Source organism: Paenibacillus sp. 19GGS1-52 (genome assembly GCF_022369515.1).
In the GTDB taxonomy this organism is placed as follows: domain Bacteria; phylum Bacillota; class Bacilli; order Paenibacillales; family Paenibacillaceae; genus Paenibacillus_AQ.
Map to the genome: position 1 here is coordinate 182,966 of NZ_CP059724.1, position 19,254 is coordinate 202,219.

Below are 19,254 nucleotides of genomic sequence, written 5' to 3' on the forward strand. Positions count from 1 at the left end.
CCCAACTTGGGAGCAGCCTCGCCCTATTCTGACAGTGCTGTCTTCAGTTCTTGTGGTGACGCCTCCCACCAAACCTCATTATGGGAGATCAACAATGATTTCAGTGCAGCCTTTTCCGTTGCGCCAAGCCCGTCCACATTGATCTTACGCTTAAGCGCTGCATCAAGCTTATTTACATGCTCGGCAAGAATCTTCCAGCCGCGACGCGCTTCAGCATCTATCCACATCTCACAAGCCGTGATTCCACCATAAAATTGTCCCTCTGGTAAACGATCCACAGCGACCCACACTACCCAAACCTGTCTTCCATCTGGGACATCCTCACGATTCGTGGAGAATTTAATGCCCTTTTCCACCTTGCTCTTGGCATGCATGGCACCGATATCAATGACCGCCTCACCGCCGTCAATAATGACTGGTGACACATTGTTCAGATCAATAGAGCCTGCTCCAAAGCCTTTATGTTTGCTCTTCGCATTCACAATATTCAAGGCAATCTGTTTCTTGCCTTCCGGTTGTAGATTATCCACAGGTGCACATCCTTCCTCTTACGAATAATTTAATTTTAGCTAATAATACGGCGAATGCAAACATATACATTCCGTAGATGCTTGTCACGGGAGGAATTACTGTATGAAGCCACTGTCATTAAGGTCCAAAATTATCCTTGCGACCCTGGCCACCCTAGCTCTACTGGGAGGGGCCATAGAGGTCTTTTCAGGGCTTCGTCCTGCTGCTGTAAACGTCTCTGCCCCAAAAGAGGCCAAGTCCCTGGTAGTCACACCCAAGACAATCGCCCGGCAAGTGCCTCTTCCGGATTATTCCCCCGCCCCGGTCACTGAGGCACTAAGCCAAAGAGTTGCTGAGTATCACATTGACGTACAGCTTGTTCCGGATACAGAAACTTTAAAAGCTTCTGAGACCGTGACATGGACCCATCCTGGTATTAAACCGGTAAGTGATTTGTACTTTCATTTATATCCGAATGCATTTGCCTCTACGGATACAACTTTTATGAAAGAGTCGGGGGCGAGCTTAGAGGGGACAGCATGCCAGATAACGGATTCGGCAGCATGACTTTAACTGATCTGCGTACCACAGAGGGGGTATCACTGCTTCAGAGAGTACAGTATGTACAACCGGATGACGGCAATATAAATGATAAGACATTGGTCAAAGTACATCTCCCCAGCCCGTTAATGGTGGAGAGAGCGTCACCCTCAAACTTCAGTTTGAAGTTCAACTACCCAAGATATTTGCTCGTATGGGCACTTCAGGGAATTTCGTGATGGCTGGTCAGTGGTTCCCCAAGCTTAGCGTTTACGAGCCTGCCGGAACTCGAGGAGTTCGCGAAGAAGGTTGGAATCTGCATCAATACCACGGCACCTCTGAATTCTATAGCGATTTCGGCATATACAATGTAACCATTTCTGTTCCCTCAAATTATACGGTTGCGGCAACTGGGTTCCCTGTCAAAAATGCCAAACTGAAGCAGGAGCAGAAAATATATCAGTTCTACGCAGATGATGTCCATGATTTTGCCTGGGCGGCATCTCCTGACTTTGTGTACGCGGAGGAAGCCCTCTCTACACCGGAGGTTCCGGGTGTACGAATTAAGCTGTATCTGGACCCGCTGCATCAGGATCTGAAGGAGCGTTACTTTCAGGCTGCCAAAGCTGCTCTTACCTCCTTTAGCAAATGGTATGGACCTTATCCCTACTCCACTCTGTCTATCGTCGTTCCTCCCAAAGGGGGAAACGGCGCCGGGGGAATGGAATACCCTACGCTGATTACAGCCTTCGGTGCTGCTGAGACTTCTCCGAACACCTCACTCGAGCGCACCATCATCCATGAAATAGGCCATCAATATTTCTACGGCATGGTGGCGAGCAATGAATTTGAGGAGGCATGGCTGGACGAAAGCTTCACCTCCTATGCCGAAGACAAGCTAATGGAGCAGGAGTATGGTATTATGGCCAACCTCCCCCTGCAATCCAGTCTGGTAACTACCTCACAGCCGTTGGATCTAGAAACCTGGAAATACGGTGGAGCCGATTCATACACCCGAAATGTATATATTCGTGGCAAGCTGGTGCTTAAGGATATCGAACGGCTGACAAGCACTAAGGTTATGGATGCCATTATGTCTTCCTATGCCAATAAGTACCGCTTCCAGCATCCCTCTACCACCGATTTCCAAAAAATCGTAGAGAAGGTAACCGGAAAATCTTGGCAGACTTATTTTGATCAATATGTGTATAACGGTGGGGCTCCTGATTTTGCTATAGAGAATATTACGATTCCTACTATTAAGAGCACTAGCGGAGAGGCTCACAGTTACGAATCGCTGGTAAAGGTCGTGAATAAAGGAAGTGCCTATCCAGACGTGCCCCTTAAGTTCACCTTCTCCGACGGGTATACGATGCAGCGTATCTGGAGCGGGGAGCGCAAAGAAACTACATTCCAGTTATTCCATAATGCGCCGTTGTTATCCGCCGAGATTGATCCTGATCACTCCATTCTGCTGGAGAGTAAACATATCAACAACTTCAGACTGGCGGAACTGGATCAGGATGTACTCTCCCGCTGGACGTTAAGTATGACGAAACTGCTTGAATCAGTGCTCGGAACTCTTGTCTGGTGAGGTGAGAATGGTGAAAAGATCGATAACCCGTAGCTGGTACAGCATGAAAGAGCAATTATATATTCTGATCCTGTTATTTATATACCGTTTGCTTTGGGGCTACTTTATGTACAGGTTCGTACGCGTTGCTATTATTCCGGTTCTACTGCATTATCCTGATAAAAACGCTGGCGGTAGTGGAATCGGCAGATTGCTATACTATATCGAAGGCCAGTTCAGCTTGAGCACCGATCCTGCAGTGCAGCGTTGGCTGTGGACTTTGCTGGGGTTGGCTGCTTTACGCTTGCTGCTATCGCCCTTCATACGGGCGGGACTACTGCATGAATTGCATCAAGAACGCAAGGGAGAGCGTGGCTTGTTTTTTTTCCCAGGCATGAAAATCTATGGATTACCCATTCTGCTCTTCAGTTTGGTTGAATGGCTCCTGACTCTATTGCCGCTTTACTGGATTGCTCCAAAAATGTACGGGCTGCTGCTGCCCTCCTTTTTGGACTATACAATACTATTGAAGCTTATTCCTTATATTCTCACCTGGCTGGTGTATATCTTCCTCATTCGCTTAGTTTTACTATATATTCAGTTTGGCTACACCAGTGGCACAGGGATGTTCTCCTCGCTGCTGATCTGCTTAAGGGTTATTATCCCTGCTGTTGGGATATCCATTGTACTTGGGGCTGCAGGGTTGCTCTTGCTGCTAGTCTGCGGGCTTACTGGAATCTTCTACCCTGGACTGCCCGCACTCCTTATCCGCCAAATCTCACCGTTCCCCGCTACTCTGTTCAAAATGTGGGGAATAGCAGCTCAATACCATCTGTGGAAAAGTAAGGCCTTCCCGCAATAATTACATCGTCCAAGGACATATAGAAAGAGTCTCCCCTTCTGCAAACAGAAGAGGAAACTCTTTTTTGATTACAAATATAATAAGAGTTTGCAAAACCTTAACTCCTTTGATACAATGATGCCTGTACTAGTAGTAACAACTTTGTAATCTTTTTAATTTTTTCTTAACCATTGTATGTACGTTATTGTATTTCGATATTGCTGATACGTCACTATTCTGGTGCATAACACGCCAAATTCCCTGCACCGGGGAGTGGGGGAACCATATTTTGGGTGAATTGATCTCCTAACAGAGGGATCATAGGTGAACCTTCTACCGAACCCTTAAGCTAACCTCGCAGGCCTTGGAAGGAGTACATCTTTTGAACAGACAGAACTTAAAGAAAAAATGCGCCGCAGCGGCGCTAGGACTTCTCATGGCATTCACTTTGGGAACAAGTAGTGCTTTTGCGGACTCCAAAATGGACACAGTAATCTCCAAAACACTGGGGACCACTTATAAAACAGGTGGGATCAGTACCAATGGATTTGACTGTTCCGGCTTTACGAAATATGTTTTCAAAAATCTCGGCCTTGCACTTCCACGTACTTCAAAAGCGCAATATAGCGTGGGAACAGCTGTTTCCCGCAATAATATGCGTCCTGGAGACCTTGTATTCTTCAATACTACTGGCGCAGGGATATCCCATGTTGGAATTTTTGTAGGCAGCGGTAAATTCGCACAATCTTCCTCTTCACATGGTGTAATCATCAGTTCACTTAATGAGAACTATTGGGCCAACCGTTATGTGGGTGCTAAAAGAGTTATGAGCACCACTGCATACAAAACTGTAGCTTATGATTGAAATTCCCCGACAACTATAACCTCTTTAAACTATATGAGCCCGAAGTGATTATCACCATAATCATTCCGGGTTTTTTCTTTTCCTTATTCTACCTTTTACACACATTTAACATCGTCGAAACAGCTTTTTAACAGAAAACACAAGAAAATATTGTAAAAAGGACGATTCTGCCGTTATTTCAACGTTTAAATGCAGTATATGTTCAAAAAAAACACAATTATTAGGCATAAATATATTATAAAGGATTGCCAACGGCGGCTGTGTTTGTTACAATTATCGCATCGAGCTTTTAGTAACATTTTTGTAATCATTAAGTTGTCTTTTACGAAAGTTTTGTCATGTATTGAATACAGCTATTCCTAATCAAACAGTACGTGCCGAGTTCCCTAACAATTAGGGAAACGGGGGAACCACTTTGGGTGAATTGACCTCCTATTTAACAGAGGGGTCATAGGGGACCTTCAACCGAACCCTTAAGCTAACCTCGTAGGCATTTGGAAGGGGTTTACACTTTTGAAGAAGAAGTTGGCAGCAGCAGTACTAAGCTTTTCTATTTTTCTTACAATGGGAATGGGAAGCGCATTCGCGGATTCTAAAATGGATAAAGTGATTGACAAAGCAATCGGAACTAAATATGTTACCGGTGGCATTTCAACGAACGGCTTTGATTGCTCTGGATTTACAATGTATGTCTTTGATAAGATCGGCATCGATCTGCCGCACCAATCTGGTTCCCAATACCAAATGGGCTCTGCTATTTCCCGTGATGATCTTAGACCTGGCGATCTTGTGTTTTTTAATACAACAGGCAAAGGTGTTTCTCATGTCGGTATTTATGTTGGTGAAGGTAAATTCGCACATGCTTCTTCCTCACGTGGTGTAACCATCAGCTCGCTGAGCGACAGCTACTACGTCAACCGTTATGTTGGCGCTAAACGAATTATGAGCACAGATGCTTATCAAGCGCTTGCTACTGATTCTGAAGACAATGATAATGTGCAGTAAAAAGTATTAGTACATAGGCTCTTTTCCAGGATTTTTCCAAAATCTTGGGGGAGAGCTTTTTTTGTGTCTACTAGTTATTACCCCTTACAATACTTGTAAAACACAAAATAATAATAAACACTATATATAAATGGACGATTTGTCGAGCCACCCTTTTTTATAAAGTTTTTGAGCCAAAGGAAGGTTTTTTTGTTTATAATTAGATAAGAAATTATTGCCCTCGTGAAAGGAGGTCTCTGAGCTAATGATTAGTTCATCGGTTACTTTCCACGTTGTTCCTATGGAGATCAGACATGCAAAAGACATCTGCGAGTGGATTTACAAGCCCCCTTATAATATTTACGGCTGGATGCCATGGGAGCAAATGCAGGCACTTAATATTGAATTTGGAGATCCACAGCTTCGCCAAGAACAATATGTTTCCGTAATCAATGACCAAGAGATTTTATGCGGATTTGCCCAGCTATTTCCGATGGAAGGTGTAGTAAGACTGGGGATTGGAATGCGTCCGGATTTATGCGGACATGGACTGGGCCACCTATTTGTAGGATCTATCGTAGAAGCCGCTCTGAAGCGTTACCCGGAACGTGAGATTGATCTGGAGGTGTTGACGTGGAACCAACGGGCAGTGCTTACCTATCGAAAGTGTGGTTTTACGATTACGGATACTTATGAACGTCGAACTCCGACTGGAGATAAACCATTTTATTGCATGGTCTATGATAAATAATCCCTTTATAAATAGCTTCCTAAAAAATGAAGTGGAATTTGTTCGTTTTTTTGACACAAATGCTATGATAACGCTTCATATTCCGCTATAATGTAGGGAGCAGCTTACATTGAAGGGACGGATGGGGATGCAAAAATGGATCATGAGCGGTTTGTTTTTTGCCGCCTGTGCCTTTGCGGTAGTACTAATGTTTACCCTTCCTGGCAAAGCAGAGGTCGCTGAACAGGATAAACCTACAATACCGGTAGTGCAGCTTGATGAAGCCAAGGCAGAAGCGACTGTGAAGGCCAATTGCATCACCTGCCACGGTGATCAACTTCAGGGCGATGTTGGCCCCAGTCTTCAGAAGGAAGGCAGCCAGCATGATGCTGAAGGAATCTATAGCATTGTTACTAAAGGGCGCGGCCAAATGCCTTCATTTAAGGAGAAACTAGCTCCGGAGGAGATTGCGAACGTTGCTATGTGGCTATCAGAGAAAAAATAAAGCAATCTGCAACAACAAATACGCCTGTGCAGCAGATAGGTAACTATCTAAAGCACAGGCGTATTTTTCGATTAAAGCTTAGTATCCCGCTGAGCTGAAGATTTAAGATTAGCGGTTTTTCTCGAAAGCTTCGTTAAATTCATGCGCTTCGCGGACATCAAGTGGCGTAATGCCGCCTGCTTCAATTGAAGTGAGTCGCAGCGTAACGGTTTTATAATCAATCGTAATATGCGGGTGGTGTTCAAAAGCTTCGGAAATGGCTGCTACCGCATCCACGAAGGCGATGCCCTTCATATACTCATTAAACATGTATTTACGTACAAGGGTATCATTCTCCAGCTTCCAGCCTTCCAACTTGCTCACCTGCTGACGCAGTTCTTCCTCCGTAAGTAGCAATTCGATTCCTCCCTTACTAAAATAGCAGCAAAGTCTTCACGCCTGCCCTCGCCCTTTATGTGCTAAATAAAACATCCCTTAGCTTCTGAGGACCAAGGGATGTGCCAGGATAAAGTTGATTTTCGATTTAATGTATTCTAAAATCCTGGAAAATATAACTCGGCTCTACCAATTTTAACACGGGCTGTTGGTTACGGCAAATCACGTTCAGCCGCACCCTCAAATTAAACCAAAACCACCGAGGCCAAATCTACTTCTCCAACCAAGATATTAATGCGGTGCGTCTCCTTGTCATAAATCACGACCCCGCTACCTACTTGAATGACCGGTTCCTCACCCAGCGCGAAGAATAGATCCTCGGCCAGTGCTTCCCACACCTCCAGCTTCGACTCCTGTGGCAACTCCTGCCACTCATCTGGCTCCATCTCGAAAAACACATATCCGTCAGAAATACGTCCAACCGCTTCCGTTAATTCATTCAGAATTTCAGCGTAATCTCTACCATGCTTAACACCCACATATATCACTCCGTTTTCTCTATTGATGAATAATATCGTACCTTATCCATTATAGCCGAAAAAATGACTTCACAAAAAAGGGAATGCTGTCGATAAATAAGAATATACGTTAGTCGGTTTTTCGCAGGGTGTCCAGCCGCTATTCAGGGATGATGTACGCGGCTTAGTCGGATCACTTTTTAAATCTCATGGACGAGGTGCATAATGGAAATTTCAACAATAATTGGTCTTATTCTTGGTGTAGTTGCAGTTGGCGTGGGCATGGTGCTTAAAGGAGCCCCTTTACACAGCTTGGCTACACCCGCAGCTTACATTATTATCCTGGTGGGAACAGCTGCTTCGCTTTTCATGGCTTTTCCCTTCTCAGAAATGAAGAAGATCCCCAGTCTTTTTAAAATGATATTCATCAGCAAGAAAATGGTCAGCAAATCACAACTAATTACTATGTTTATGGAATGGGCTTCTATCACCCGTCGTGAAGGTTTATTGGCTCTGGAATCCAAAGTCGATGAGATCGAGGATAATTTCCTCAGAAACGGCATGCGGATGATTATTGATGGTAATGATCAGGAATTTGTCCGGGATGTATTAATGGAAGATATCCACGCGACAGAAGATCGCCATAAAGCAGGGGCACTGATCTTCTCACAAGCGGGCATGTATGCCCCAACGCTAGGGGTATTGGGAGCTGTTATCGGGCTTATCGCCGCTCTTGCGGATATGAGTGATATGGAGAAGCTGGCGCATGCAATCGGTGCTGCCTTTATCGCTACATTGGTTGGTATCTTTACCGGTTATGTATTATGGCATCCTATTGCTACCAAGCTCAAACGGCTCTCCAAACGGGAAATTGAGGTTCGACTGATGATGGTAGAGGGCCTATTGTCTATCCAATCAGGCGTGTCTACTATTGCTATTAATCAGAAGCTTGCTGTCTTCTTAACACCTGCAGAAAGGGCCAAACTGACTGAGAAGGAGGCCAGCCCGAGTGAGTAAAAAGGTTAGACACGAGGAGCATGAGGAACATGCGGATGAGTCCTGGCTATTACCCTATTCCGATCTTATGACCCTGCTAGTCGCTTTGTTTCTCGTAATGTATGCCATGAGTGCTACAGATGCCAAGAAATTCGAAGAAATGAGCCAAGCCTTTAGCTCTGCACTCAACGGTGGAACCGGTGTTTTGAATGAAAAATCAGCAACTCCTACAAAAAGCCAGCTAGATCAGGGGAAAAATGATAAATTGGATAGCGTTGTTTCTCAAAATACCGGCGAGGCGGAGATCGCCAAGCTGCGGAAGCAAGAACAAGCAGACCTTGAGAAGCTCAAGAAACAATTTGATCAATATATTAAGAATAACGGACTCACAGATTTGCTAAGTACTAAGTTGAACCAATCCCAACTTATGATTACGATCAGTGACAATGCCCTGTTCGCATCTGGTCAGGCCATAGTGAAGGATGAATCACGCCAGTTGGCCAAATCCATCTCGACTATGCTGCAGCAATTCCCTGATTATGACGTGCTCGTACAGGGTCATACGGATAACGTACCTATTGCGAACACCAGCTATTCCTCCAACTGGGATCTTAGCGTCGATCGGGCATTGCACTTCATGAAAATCCTGCTGCTGAATCCCAATCTTAATCCCCGTAAATTCAGTCCCATCGGATACGGAGAATATCATCCGATTGCGGATAATTCTACTGCTGCCGGACGCTCCAAAAACCGCCGCGTAGAGGTCTCTATTATCCGTAAGTATCAGGCAACCACTGAGTTTACAGGCATCGTTCCATCCACCAAGTAATTTCCGTAGCATAAATATAGTAAAGAGCTGTCCCAAAGGTCTAGTCTAAGACCTTTAAGACAGCTCTTTTTTTCTACCATTAGATCAATAGGTATAATCTCATTGCCCTACAGCAATTCGTAATTCAACATAGTCCCCAGCTCCAACTTCTCCTGAGGCGACAGCTCCCGCCATTCTCCCATTTGCAAAGCCCCTAGGCGTATATTCATAATCCGGATGCGCTGCAGCTTTCTAACCTCATAGCCAAAAGCGCTGCACATGCGGCGAACTTGCCGATTCTTGCCCTCTGTCAAGATAATACGGAATACTCTCTCTGTAATACGTGTCACTTCACAGGGTAACGTCTTGCCGCCTGCTATCTTGACCCCGGTGGACATACCCAGGATAAAAGAAGGTGTAATCGGTCTATCTACGGTGACCACATATTCTTTCTCGTGCTGTCCTTCTGCCCGCAGTATCTTGTTAACGATATCTCCATCATTCGTAAGCAGGATTAATCCTTCCGAATCCTTATCGAGTCGACCAATCGGAAAAATACGCTCATGATGTCCAATAAAATCGACAATATTCCCTTTGATATGCTCCTCAGTGGTCGAGGTAATACCTACTGGCTTGTTGAGAGCGATGTAAACGGTTGTACTACCCGTTTCAAGAACCCTCCCATCAATTAGCACCTCATCACCTGGAACAGCCTGACTGCCAAGCACAGCAAGTTCTCCGTTGATTGTAACCCTGCCGCCTTCCACCAGCTTGTCTGCCTCACGGCGTGAGCAGTATCCTGTCTCACTGATGAATTTATTAATTCTCACCTTGTTCTTCACTCCGTTCTTCATTAATGCTCTGACCGGCCGGTAACCGGATTGTAACCTCGGCCCCAAGTCCAAATTCACTTTGTATTTCCATACTGCCCTTATGGGCTTGGATAATTCGCTGGCTGACCATCAGCCCAAGACCTGTTCCTGATTCCTTATTTGTAAAAAACGGCTCGCCCAGCTTAGGCAGCATATCTTCAGGAACACCTTCTCCTTCGTCAGAAATTACAATGACTACAAAATTCTTGACTATATGCTGAGTCAGGGTAATAGTCCCACCTTCAGGCATGGCTTCAATAGCATTTTTGACGATATTAATAAAGACTTGCTTTAACTGATTCTCTTCACAATGTACAATCGCCGGATGCTCAGAGAATCTGGTATCGAACTCAATTCCGAACAAATGCGCTTGGCTATCCAGTAGAGAAATCACATCACTCAGAATGTGCCGTACATCTTTTTGTTGAAAATGAACCGCTTGAGGTTTGGCTAAAATCAAAAATTCACTGACAATAAGATTAATCCGCTCCAGCTCGGACAACATTAGCTCAATATGAAGCGGTACGAGAACCTTCTTCTCCTGCTGAAGCTGGAGGAATCCCCTTAGTGTAGTCAGTGGATTACGAATCTCATGAGCCACTCCTGCTGCAAGCTGGCCAACCGTGGTCAACTTCTCAGAACGTCTGAGCAACTCCTCCATCCGGTTCCGCTCCGTCATATCACGGGAAACGTGAATGAAGGATTGCGGATGACCTTCTTCATCACGAATGATCGAAGTACTGACACTTACCTCAACTACCGAACCGTCCCGCTTAAGTCTTACCGTCTCTATCGGAGGCAGCGCGGTACCTTCCCTCAGCAATTGCAACCGTGCCGTCTCTTGTCTGAGCGCCGTGGCTGGAACTAGATAGGGAGTTTTGCTCACCGCTGCCTGTGCCGCATTCCATCCATACAGCTCTTCAAAGGCTCTGTTCGTACTGAGGATCCGGCCATCCATGTCGACAGTATGAATAGCATCCGATGTGCCATTAATGACTGATTCCAAATGCTCCTTAACCGCTCGGTTCTCTTCAAGTGTCTGTCCTAGACGATTCGTATGCTGCATGAGATGAAAGGTCATCGCATTTATGCGCAACGCCAGTTGGCCCAATTCATCCCGGCTGCTTACATCCAGCGGAGGCTCGAATTTGCCTTTTGCTACATCATTTACTTTACCAAGGATAGATTGAATAGGCCGCGTAACAATTCCAGCCAATACATAACTACACAGAAAAAAGACTACAAGCAACAGCAGAGAGGTAGAGATATTATTAAATAGTTGAGTTCTGATTACCGAAGAAATCACCGCATAGTCCATAACAACGCTGATAACATAGGTCCCAGCCTCAGGCCGGAAGATAGGTATGAAGCTCTTGAGTACTCTTTTCCCAAGTACCTCAGTATCTAACGTAACAGGTTCCTTTCTGTTTAGAGCCTGCATGACCGCAGCTTTATCCTGCTCCACATTACCGTAGATATAGGTACCATACTGAATCGGACGATTATGCAGCTTCACATTTATACTGTCGCTTCCATCAGGTGCCATGCTTGCCGAACCAAAAGTATCCGGATTAATCCCCGTGATTTCCAGAATGCCCGGGTTGACTTCTTTGGACTGTCGAACAATCTCGCTTGGACTCATGATTTTCACATAATCACTAACCGCAGTGCTGCGGATATAAGGATCAATAATGTAGTTGCTTCTTGGGTCATGATAATATCCCCACTTGTCGATGTAATCAGGTGTAGCGGTTGAATACTCAAACGGTCCAGACCAAAAATTATCCAGAGTCTGTCCTTGCTCAATCGTTACAACCTGATCACGAAACAGCTCCAAAAGGGCTATATACCAAAAGCCCCGGTCTTTTGTAGATAATCCGATTTCTTTGGAATCCGAGGACTTGGCCACTACAATATCATTATCAGTCTTGACTAGAAGCGAAATATTAGACACACCCAGCTTAATGGAGAGAGCTTTGAGCTCGTCACTCCTAACATTCTTAATATCCGGATCAAGCTCGTAGGAAGCAAGTATTGCAACCATCCGCAAATTTTTGGCAATTTGGCCTTCGACATAATTAGAGCTGTAACTGCTTTGTTCAACAGCAACAGCAATCTGCATAGCGGTCATCTTCATGTTACTTACATTTTCACTTCGCAAATTACTGCGGGCAGTATACAGGTTCAATGTGAGGTTAAGCGCCAAAATAAGCAACACTGAACCAAAGATAATAGCCGATAACTTTGTTTTTATAGACAAGCTTCTTATTCCCTTCTTACCCACTGGTAAAACCTAGCGGAGATGTTCATAAATATCATACCTTCTGCCCCCCCATTTGAAAAGACATTTCAATGAAGTATTACTCTTCAAGAATCATTGAAATTTAATAGTTCTTTCTCTACAATATATTAGGAAACCATCCACAAGTTATGCACATATAAACATTTTATTAAAAGACGATGTGTACAAATTTGTGTATAAGTCGGGCGTTATCCACAGAGTTATACACAATTTGTTCAGAACGAATATTTGTTCGTTGTATAATAGAGCAGATGAGAAGGGAAGATGAGTTTGAGTAATTTGGAAAATGAGGCACTGGAGGATGTGCAAGCCGTCCATGAATTTTGGATGAGACAAGCGATTGCAGAGGCCCGCAAAGCGGAAGAGCTTGGAGAAGTCCCAATTGGGGCGGTTATTGTTCATCATAATGAAGTTATCGGACGCGGATACAACCTGCGGGAGACCACTATGGATTCGACAGCCCATGCCGAGATGGTTGCCATCCGTGAAGCCAGCAAAGTCCTGAGTTCCTGGCGGCTGCTGGATTGCCAACTATACGTCACGCTGGAGCCTTGTCCAATGTGTGCAGGGGCCATCGTACAGTCCAGAGTACCACTTACTGTTTATGGCACTCCTGATCCTAAGGCCGGCTGTGCAGGAACCCTAATGAACCTGTTGGAGGAGCCGCGATTTAACCACCGCACTGAAGTCATACAGGGTATTTTACAGGAGGAATGTGCGGAGTTGCTCACCACATTCTTTCGACGTTTACGTCAAAAACCATCTAACTAGCACCTAGGCTTCTGTAATATTCACAAGAGGGGAGTCTCCTACGTATGTCTTTAACTTTATACCAGACGTCTCAAGGTATCTATATTACCCCACTTCAGCCGGAGGATGCTGAGCGTCTACTCCAACTCCGCCTGCAGAACCGGATTGCACTCGCACCATATGAACCAAAGCGTGAAGAGGATTTCTATACGCTTAACCATCAACTCCAGCATATTAACCAACGTACCCAAGATGCTTTACAGGATCAGGCCTATATGTTTGGTATATTTTCACTGGACGGGCAGTTGATGGGGCAGATTACACTCTCCAATGTTGTACGGGGGGTGGGGCAATTTGCCGATATGGGATATTTCCTAGATCATCAAATGCAAGGTAACGGATACATGACGGCAGCCGTTGGACTAGTATTAGGATACGCCTTTCGAGCCCTTGCCCTCCATAGGGTACAGGCTGCAATTTTACTGCATAATGAGGCTTCACGGCGGGTACTGGAAAAGAGTGGATTTCAGGCTGAGGGAGTCGCTCGACGGTTCATCAAGATCAACGGAATGTGGCAGGATCACCAGACCTATGCCATTTTAGCAGAAGATATTCTGCAGGACAAATAAGGACAGTACTTCCCAACTGCATAATGGTGCAACTAGACAGCAAACATCCCGCATGAGCGTATGACTACGCTCATGCGGGATGTTGTCTTGTCTACAGATTAATACGTGCCCAAGCCACCAAATTGCTTCTGCAGCTCATCCATCGTTATTACAGCATCCCCGGCGGGGATACCAATCTTGAATTCAGCCTTTTCATTAATCTTGCTGTACTGACTACTGCCAGTTAGTGATAAGCCTACCTTTGTATTCGTATCCGGATCATTTACTTTAATGTCCATTAACAAATCTTGATACACAGGGAAACTGTCTTTATTAATCGCTGTATTAAAATGAAAATCATTAATCGTTAAGTAGTTGCCAAGATCCGCGAGACCTTTATCGAGTTCAGTTCTTGCACTGCCTGACTGAAGTTCCTCTTTAGCCTTAGCCAGATCGGCAGCATCAATTTTCAGCATATCCTTATATTCGTCTTTACCAAGAATATCGATAATTTTCGGCAAGGCGTTGTTCATCATAATAGTGATAGCTTCTTTGATATTGTCATTAGTCACTTTGAACTGAATAACCTGCTTAGCCTCAACATTCTCCGGCAAATTCGCATCTTTAAGCTTGATTTCACTAAAATATTTCGTTTCATCGTACTCTGCAAGCAGTGTGCTGATTACTTCGTTAGAAAGTTTTTGTGCTTTCTGAGTATCCAGGGAATTAGGGGTAAACTCAGTGCCCCCTTGCTCTGCTAGCTCTTTCAGGTCAATCTCTACATATTTACCAACTATAGTCTCCGGAATTGGGAAGAACGGTATAGAAGGCACTTTGATGTAGATCTTCTCCTTAGTGATAACCATAGGTACAGTAAAGCTCATCGCCATATCGCCCTTCAGGTTCAAAACCAGTGTTGCTTCAGTCTGCATCGGATCGGCCTGATATACGCTATCCACCGAAAGCTCTGCATTCTTGAGCATGCTTAGCACCTGCGTAGTCATAGCACTGGATTCATCGGTGGGAGCGTCAATAGTCAGATTATTAACCACTATTTTACTCTTCATCTCATACGATGTCATTGTAGACACTTTAGTCGCAGCTGACTTCAACGCTTCTTTTGGTGCTTGTTCTTTGTTCCCACAAGCCGGCAATATTAATGCTGCTGTGAGCAGCATTGCGGCAGCGGATAACCCCCATTTTTTATTCATTATTGATTTCCTCTCCCATGTAAATATATTTTCCCCTCCTTAATGATAAACCATTTGGCAAATTCAAGAAACAATTCTTAGTAAATCATTTCTTAACCTTGCGGATTATGATGGTCCACATGATTGGCTTGTTTAACTTTTTTGGAACCAGAAAGGGGTTCGGGTCCCTGCGGGCCATGGTCCTTTCGGCGTTCTCCGCCGGATGGCTGCGCTCCGGGAACAGGCATACTCTTGGGCTTAGTCATTCTCTCTCCTCCTAAAAATTTCTGTGAGCATCTGCTTCTGTGTATTCACTTCGCAATAACATTCGCTTCGTAAGCTTTCGCTTAGTTTAATGGAGTTTAGCTCCTTTGAGCACGAACTATGGGTTGGTTAGGCCCTGCAACGCTTGCGCACATTCATGAATCTGTCGTGTATATTGCTGTGCCAATTGCTGGACAACATCGCTGCATTCATCCGTATGCCGCCCACTCTGTTCAACATCAACTAAATCCACTGCAACCTCTCTACTGTCTACATACGTACAGCGAAAATCAAGCGAATAGGCCTGACGTCCAGCTGCATTAAAATGGATAAGTAGGCTGTTTCGGTCAGCCTCATCACCCTGTACGATAAAACTGTCTCCATCCTCCATCAGAGTAGGCAATCGTTCCTGCCAGGCAGAGATCAGACTATGTTGATCCAGTTCCAATTGTCGATTCATTTTTACTATCAGCCTCCTTCCCTAATACATTGCGGAGAAAAGAGTCTTTTTATTCTCAATTGGGAGTGGTTCCATAAAGAAACTACTAGGACTTCATGATGGCTAGAGTAAAGGGCTGAACAAATTCAGCCCCTCCTCATCAAACCGTACGTGAGGTTTTCCCTCATACGGCTTTCCGATGTTCGTCATTCATGGGCATGCAGTTTACAATAGCGTTTTTAGTCCATACTGGACGGCAATATATCTAACCTCTTTCAGTGAACCCATCCATCTTCTGCGTTGTCTTTTCTTGGCATACCACCGGGTTAATCGCTGCAAAATATACCAGTCCAACTTGGCTAATCTTTTTTTTTGGCTGTAGTTCGTGTAGTAATAATTTCTCCATCCTTGGATCTTTGGATTGAGCCATTTTACCTGTTCCGCAAACGATTTCGAGCGCATGCTCGGGGGTGCTAATCTTTCTTTGACCACCTCTCGAATGCGTTCCTCTGCCTTTTTCGTTAGCCACTGTTGGGTGGTGTAGTACACCTTACCTTGGGAGGTTTCTGCTTTGGTTTTTCGGTGATGCATCCCTAAGAAGTCGAATCCTTCGTCTCCCGTCCATAATCCAACAATGCGGGTTTTGGTCGGGTGTAGGGTTAACTCCAAACGCTCCATAATTTTGCGTATGAGCTCATACGCATGTTCCGCGTCCTTCTTGGTTTTGCATACCACTACAAAGTCGTCTGCATACCTTGTGAGCTCCCCTACTCCTTTCCCGTGTTTCTCCCACAGTTGGTCGAAGTAATTTAGATAGATATTCGCAAGGAGCGGTGAAATCACGCCTCCTTGCGGAGTCCCTAAATCCGAGCGTCTTACCGTTCCTTCTTCCATAACTCCCGCTTGTAGCCACTTCCTCATTAATTTCAGTATCCTCCTGTCATTGATACGCATCTGCACCAATTTCATAAGCTTCTCTTGATTAATGTTGTCGAAGTAACCTTGGATATCGACGTCGACTACCCAATTCCCTTTACGGTTGCAGGCTTTACGAATACGTTCCAACGCCCCTTTAGCACTTCGTTTCGGGCGAAACCCGAAGGATACTTCCTCAAAGTCAGCTTCAAAGATAGGCTCAATCACTAGTTTGGTTGCCATCTGTAGGACTCGATCCCGCACAGTGGGTATACCTAATGGCCTTTGCTTGCCATCCTTCTTCGGGATATAGTGTCTACGTACAGGTTGCGGATGGTAGTTGCCTTCTTTAAGCTCTCGCTCACATACCTTGAGAAACGGTATTTCTCCTTGTTCCTCAATATCTGCTAGCGTCACGGCATCTACTCCTGCGGCCCCCTTATTGGCTTTCACTCGTTTCCACGCTTCGCACAGTACATCCCACCGATAGATCTTGTCATACAATGCATGGAATTTACGCTTTTTGTTCGCCTTGGCCGCATGACCTAGCTTTTTTTGGAGTTGTTGAACTTTTTCCTTGGGTGTCGTTAGCCGGTTGGCATTCACTCACTCGTACCTCCTCCAAAAGCATAAACAAAGCAGGGCTCCTTCCCTCCCTAAGGTTATGTTGTCCTTAGGTTCTTCGGTACTATGAGCCCCTCGGACTCCCTTCCCACAGACGGTTCACTTCGTCTTTTGGGCTTATAGAGCGTCTCTTTACGGATTCCGAAAAAAAAAATTCCGTGTGGGGGAGGGTCTCCCCAGTTCACTGCATTATCTTTCAACCCATGCCGTTCCCTCTACGCCGGAGGGTTCTTCACTGTTGTCCCAAGTTCTGCACAGTTTCCTTGGCCTTCGTCTATGTTCGCGAGACTCGGCTCCCTCTTTTCCCCCTTGCAGGGCCTTTTTGACGACGCGGCAGGATTCACTTCATGTTGCGGCCTGGATTGTCGCTCGCCCTGTCTCAGACAGGTACTTTTGTCGATGCGCTTTTACACACAGATTTCGCCATGTGCAAGCATCCTAGCTACCAAGGTGGCTTGGCCCCTCCTTGGGTTGGACTTTCACCAACTAGATAATGCGTGCCTCTGGGCACGCCCAACACAACAAAAAAGCCGCCCCTGAGGGGACGGCTTCTATCTACAAAAGATTTAATTTCTTAGAAATGGCGGAGAGGGTGGGATTCGAACCCACGTGAACTTTCGCTCTAACGGTTTTCAAGACCGCCCCGTTATGACCGCTTCGGTACCTCTCCATTGCATAAAAATTTCACATGCAAGAGGATTATACCATGCTCTACAAACAATACGCAACTATAAATTATAAATTTTATTTAGAGTGGATCGATTTCACATTACGCATATAAGGCTGAAGGCATTCTGGAACCAATATACTACCGTCTTCCTGCTGATAATTCTCCAAAATAGCGGCTACTGTTCGTCCCACAGCCAGTGCAGAACCATTTAAGGTATGTACGAATTCAGGTTTGCCCTTCGGTTCCTTACGGAAACGGATGTTGGCTCTACGGGCCTGAAAATCCTCTGTGTTTGAGCAAGAAGAGATCTCACGGTACATTCCGCTCTCAGGCAACCACACCTCCAAATCGTACGTCTTAGCCGAGGTGAATCCCATATCAGCCGTACAAAGACCCAGCACTCGATAAGGCAATCCCAGCAGCTGTAGTACACTCTCAGCATCTGCAGTCATCTTTTCTAGTTCCTCATAAGAGGATTCAGGTGTGGTGAGCTTTACCAGTTCCACCTTGTTGAATTGATGCTGACGGATTAGTCCACGGGTATCACGACCCGCTGAGCCTGCCTCAGAACGGAAACAGGAGCTGTAGGCAACATGATATTTAGGCAAATCTGCTGCCGTCAGAATTTCCTCACGGTAATAATTCGTTACCGGCACTTCAGCCGTAGGAATTAGATAATACTCCGTATCACGAAGCTTGAAAAGATCCTCTTCGAATTTTGGGAGTTGCCCCGTACCATACAAGCTGTCCTTGTTGACAATGTAAGGCGGCAGCATTTCCTCGTAATTATGCTCTCCACTATGAAGATCCATCATAAAGTTAATAAGCGCACGCTCAAGCCGTGCTCCCAGTCCTTTATAGAAGGCAAACCGAGAACCTGTAACCTTGGCAGCGGCTTCAAAATCAATAATATCCAGCTGCTGCGCCAGCTCCCAGTGTGATTTTGGAGTGAAATTAAATACTCTCGGCTCTGACCAACGGCGTACTTCGACATTGTCTTCCTCCGACTTGCCTACTGGAACGGAATCATGCGGAATGTTAGGAATACTCATCGTCAGGTCGAAAATCTCAGCCTCCACCCCACGAACCTCATCATCCAGCTCTTTAATACGATCGGATACAGTGCGCATCTCCATAATCAAATCATCAGCTGGTTCACCATTCTTCTTCTTCTTCGCAACTTCACCAGATACGGTGTTACGTTGGTTCTTAAGTCCTTCGGTCTCCTGCAAAAGCTCTCGGCGGCGCAGATCTAACCGTGGAAAATCTGAAATCAAATCCAGTGATTTCCCTCGCTTCAACAATGCTTGTTCTACCCGGGCGTAATCGCTGCGCAATACTTTTACATCTAGCACAATGTTTCCCTCCTGAAAAC

At 45.3% G+C, this 19,254-nt stretch carries 20 protein-coding genes, 1 tRNA gene, 1 pseudogene and 2 riboswitches; of the genes and pseudogenes, 11 read left to right on the forward strand and 11 right to left on the reverse strand.

All coding sequences use genetic code 11. The features are described 5' to 3' along the window. Positions 1-23 precede the first annotated feature (23 nt). On the reverse strand, positions 24-530 hold the full coding sequence (locus H1230_RS00855; RefSeq protein WP_239713813.1) for a YwhD family protein: 507 nt from the start codon (positions 528-530) through the stop codon (positions 24-26). Between the two features lie 103 nt (positions 531-633). Between H1230_RS00855 and H1230_RS00860 the strand changes: the two are divergent. The 6 genes and pseudogenes from H1230_RS00860 to H1230_RS00885 all read left to right on the forward strand — a co-directional run bounded on the left by H1230_RS00860 (position 634) and on the right by H1230_RS00885 (position 6,548). Beyond that, positions 634-2,644 (forward strand): annotated as a pseudogene (locus H1230_RS00860) (M1 family metallopeptidase). A gap of 43 nt (positions 2,645-2,687) precedes the next feature. Beyond that, complete coding sequence (locus H1230_RS00865) at positions 2,688-3,485, forward strand: hypothetical protein (protein ID WP_239713814.1); 798 nt, start codon at positions 2,688-2,690, stop codon at positions 3,483-3,485. A gap of 219 nt (positions 3,486-3,704) precedes the next feature. Next, positions 3,705-3,843, forward strand: a riboswitch (cyclic di-AMP (ydaO/yuaA leader). 57 nt (positions 3,844-3,900) lie between these two features. After that, positions 3,901-4,329, forward strand: a complete 429-nt coding sequence (locus H1230_RS00870; protein ID WP_239717000.1) for a C40 family peptidase — start codon at positions 3,901-3,903, stop codon at positions 4,327-4,329. 365 nt (positions 4,330-4,694) lie between these two features. Beyond that, positions 4,695-4,837, forward strand: a riboswitch (cyclic di-AMP (ydaO/yuaA leader). Between the two features lie 5 nt (positions 4,838-4,842). Beyond that, entirely contained in the window at positions 4,843-5,334 is a 492-nt protein-coding gene (locus H1230_RS00875; protein ID WP_481857106.1) for a C40 family peptidase, read from the forward strand. Between the two features lie 244 nt (positions 5,335-5,578). Then, entirely contained in the window at positions 5,579-6,064 is a 486-nt protein-coding gene (locus H1230_RS00880) for a GNAT family N-acetyltransferase (protein ID WP_239713815.1), read from the forward strand. 127 nt (positions 6,065-6,191) lie between these two features. Beyond that, positions 6,192-6,548 carry a c-type cytochrome gene (locus H1230_RS00885; protein ID WP_239717005.1) on the forward strand — a complete coding sequence of 119 codons (357 nt, stop codon included), beginning with the start codon at positions 6,192-6,194 and terminating at the stop codon, positions 6,546-6,548. A 108-nt stretch (positions 6,549-6,656) separates the two neighbouring features. Here H1230_RS00885 and H1230_RS00890 read toward each other — a convergent pair whose 3' ends face one another. Both H1230_RS00890 and H1230_RS00895 read right to left on the reverse strand, forming a co-directional pair. After that, positions 6,657-6,944 (reverse strand): 4a-hydroxytetrahydrobiopterin dehydratase, encoded by a 288-nt coding sequence (locus tag H1230_RS00890; protein ID WP_239713816.1) that lies wholly within the window; start codon positions 6,942-6,944, stop codon positions 6,657-6,659. 224 nt (positions 6,945-7,168) lie between these two features. Continuing rightward, complete coding sequence (locus H1230_RS00895; protein WP_239713817.1) at positions 7,169-7,462, reverse strand: hypothetical protein; 294 nt, start codon at positions 7,460-7,462, stop codon at positions 7,169-7,171. A gap of 204 nt (positions 7,463-7,666) precedes the next feature. On the opposite strand from H1230_RS00895, the gene motA reads away from it, so the two are divergent. Continuing rightward, on the forward strand, positions 7,667-8,458 hold the full coding sequence (motA, locus tag H1230_RS00900; RefSeq protein WP_239713818.1) for a flagellar motor stator protein MotA: 792 nt from the start codon (positions 7,667-7,669) through the stop codon (positions 8,456-8,458). Next, entirely contained in the window at positions 8,451-9,266 is an 816-nt protein-coding gene (locus H1230_RS00905; protein ID WP_239713819.1) for a flagellar motor protein MotB, read from the forward strand. Before motA ends, H1230_RS00905 begins: the two co-directional genes overlap by 8 nt. Before the next feature lie 107 nt (positions 9,267-9,373). On the opposite strand, the gene rluF is transcribed toward H1230_RS00905, so the two are convergent. Continuing rightward, positions 9,374-10,075, reverse strand: coding sequence for a 23S rRNA pseudouridine(2604) synthase RluF (gene rluF, locus H1230_RS00910; protein WP_239713820.1), 702 nt, complete (start codon positions 10,073-10,075; stop codon positions 9,374-9,376). Then, positions 10,065-12,377, reverse strand: a complete 2,313-nt coding sequence (locus tag H1230_RS00915; RefSeq protein ID WP_239713821.1) for a sensor histidine kinase — start codon at positions 12,375-12,377, stop codon at positions 10,065-10,067. Before H1230_RS00915 ends, rluF begins: the two co-directional genes overlap by 11 nt. Positions 12,378-12,689: 312 nt before the next feature. On the opposite strand from H1230_RS00915, the gene tadA reads away from it, so the two are divergent. Beyond that, positions 12,690-13,190, forward strand: coding sequence for a tRNA adenosine(34) deaminase TadA (gene tadA, locus H1230_RS00920; protein ID WP_481857107.1), 501 nt, complete (start codon positions 12,690-12,692; stop codon positions 13,188-13,190). A gap of 44 nt (positions 13,191-13,234) precedes the next feature. After that, positions 13,235-13,798: a GNAT family N-acetyltransferase gene (locus tag H1230_RS00925; protein WP_239713823.1), complete on the forward strand. Its 564-nt coding sequence runs from the start codon at positions 13,235-13,237 to the stop codon at positions 13,796-13,798. A gap of 98 nt (positions 13,799-13,896) precedes the next feature. Here H1230_RS00925 and H1230_RS00930 read toward each other — a convergent pair whose 3' ends face one another. From H1230_RS00930 to ltrA, 4 genes are all read right to left on the reverse strand, one after another. Then, positions 13,897-14,988, reverse strand: coding sequence for a hypothetical protein (locus H1230_RS00930; protein ID WP_239713824.1), 1,092 nt, complete (start codon positions 14,986-14,988; stop codon positions 13,897-13,899). A 92-nt stretch (positions 14,989-15,080) separates the two neighbouring features. Beyond that, positions 15,081-15,233 carry a small acid-soluble spore protein P gene (locus H1230_RS00935; RefSeq protein ID WP_239713825.1) on the reverse strand — a complete coding sequence of 51 codons (153 nt, stop codon included), beginning with the start codon at positions 15,231-15,233 and terminating at the stop codon, positions 15,081-15,083. A 116-nt stretch (positions 15,234-15,349) separates the two neighbouring features. Continuing rightward, positions 15,350-15,691, reverse strand: coding sequence for a hypothetical protein (locus H1230_RS00940; protein ID WP_239713826.1), 342 nt, complete (start codon positions 15,689-15,691; stop codon positions 15,350-15,352). A 204-nt stretch (positions 15,692-15,895) separates the two neighbouring features. Next, a complete protein-coding gene (ltrA, locus tag H1230_RS00945) occupies positions 15,896-17,191 on the reverse strand; it encodes a group II intron reverse transcriptase/maturase (RefSeq protein ID WP_239713827.1) in 1,296 nt (431 codons plus the stop codon). A gap of 365 nt (positions 17,192-17,556) precedes the next feature. Here ltrA and H1230_RS00950 point away from each other — a divergent pair, with 365 nt between their 5' ends. Continuing rightward, positions 17,557-17,703 (forward strand): hypothetical protein, encoded by a 147-nt coding sequence (locus tag H1230_RS00950; protein WP_239711337.1) that lies wholly within the window; start codon positions 17,557-17,559, stop codon positions 17,701-17,703. A gap of 87 nt (positions 17,704-17,790) precedes the next feature. On the opposite strand, the gene H1230_RS00955 is transcribed toward H1230_RS00950, so the two are convergent. Further along, positions 17,791-17,879 (reverse strand) — tRNA-Ser (locus H1230_RS00955). Between the two features lie 74 nt (positions 17,880-17,953). Further along, positions 17,954-19,234, reverse strand: coding sequence for a serine--tRNA ligase (serS, locus tag H1230_RS00960; RefSeq protein WP_239713828.1), 1,281 nt, complete (start codon positions 19,232-19,234; stop codon positions 17,954-17,956). Positions 19,235-19,254: the final 20 nt, after the last annotated feature.

What these genes read in the sequence shown, in the direction of transcription:
- H1230_RS00865 (WP_239713814.1), top strand. Translation starts at nt 2,688, where the DNA reads ATGAAAGAGCAATTATATATTCTGATCCTGTTATTTATATACCGTTTG.
- H1230_RS00950 (WP_239711337.1), top strand. Translation starts at nt 17,557, where the DNA reads ATGTTGCGGCCTGGATTGTCGCTCGCCCTGTCTCAGACAGGTACTTTT.
- motA (WP_239713818.1), top strand. Translation starts at nt 7,667, where the DNA reads ATGGAAATTTCAACAATAATTGGTCTTATTCTTGGTGTAGTTGCAGTT.
- H1230_RS00930 (WP_239713824.1), bottom strand. Translation starts at nt 14,988, where the DNA reads ATGAATAAAAAATGGGGGTTATCCGCTGCCGCAATGCTGCTCACAGCA.
- H1230_RS00870 (WP_239717000.1), top strand. Translation starts at nt 3,901, where the DNA reads ATGGCATTCACTTTGGGAACAAGTAGTGCTTTTGCGGACTCCAAAATG.
- H1230_RS00885 (WP_239717005.1), top strand. Translation starts at nt 6,192, where the DNA reads ATGCAAAAATGGATCATGAGCGGTTTGTTTTTTGCCGCCTGTGCCTTT.
- H1230_RS00935 (WP_239713825.1), bottom strand. Translation starts at nt 15,233, where the DNA reads ATGACTAAGCCCAAGAGTATGCCTGTTCCCGGAGCGCAGCCATCCGGC.
- H1230_RS00880 (WP_239713815.1), top strand. Translation starts at nt 5,579, where the DNA reads ATGATTAGTTCATCGGTTACTTTCCACGTTGTTCCTATGGAGATCAGA.
- H1230_RS00940 (WP_239713826.1), bottom strand. Translation starts at nt 15,691, where the DNA reads ATGAATCGACAATTGGAACTGGATCAACATAGTCTGATCTCTGCCTGG.
- H1230_RS00925 (WP_239713823.1), top strand. Translation starts at nt 13,235, where the DNA reads ATGTCTTTAACTTTATACCAGACGTCTCAAGGTATCTATATTACCCCA.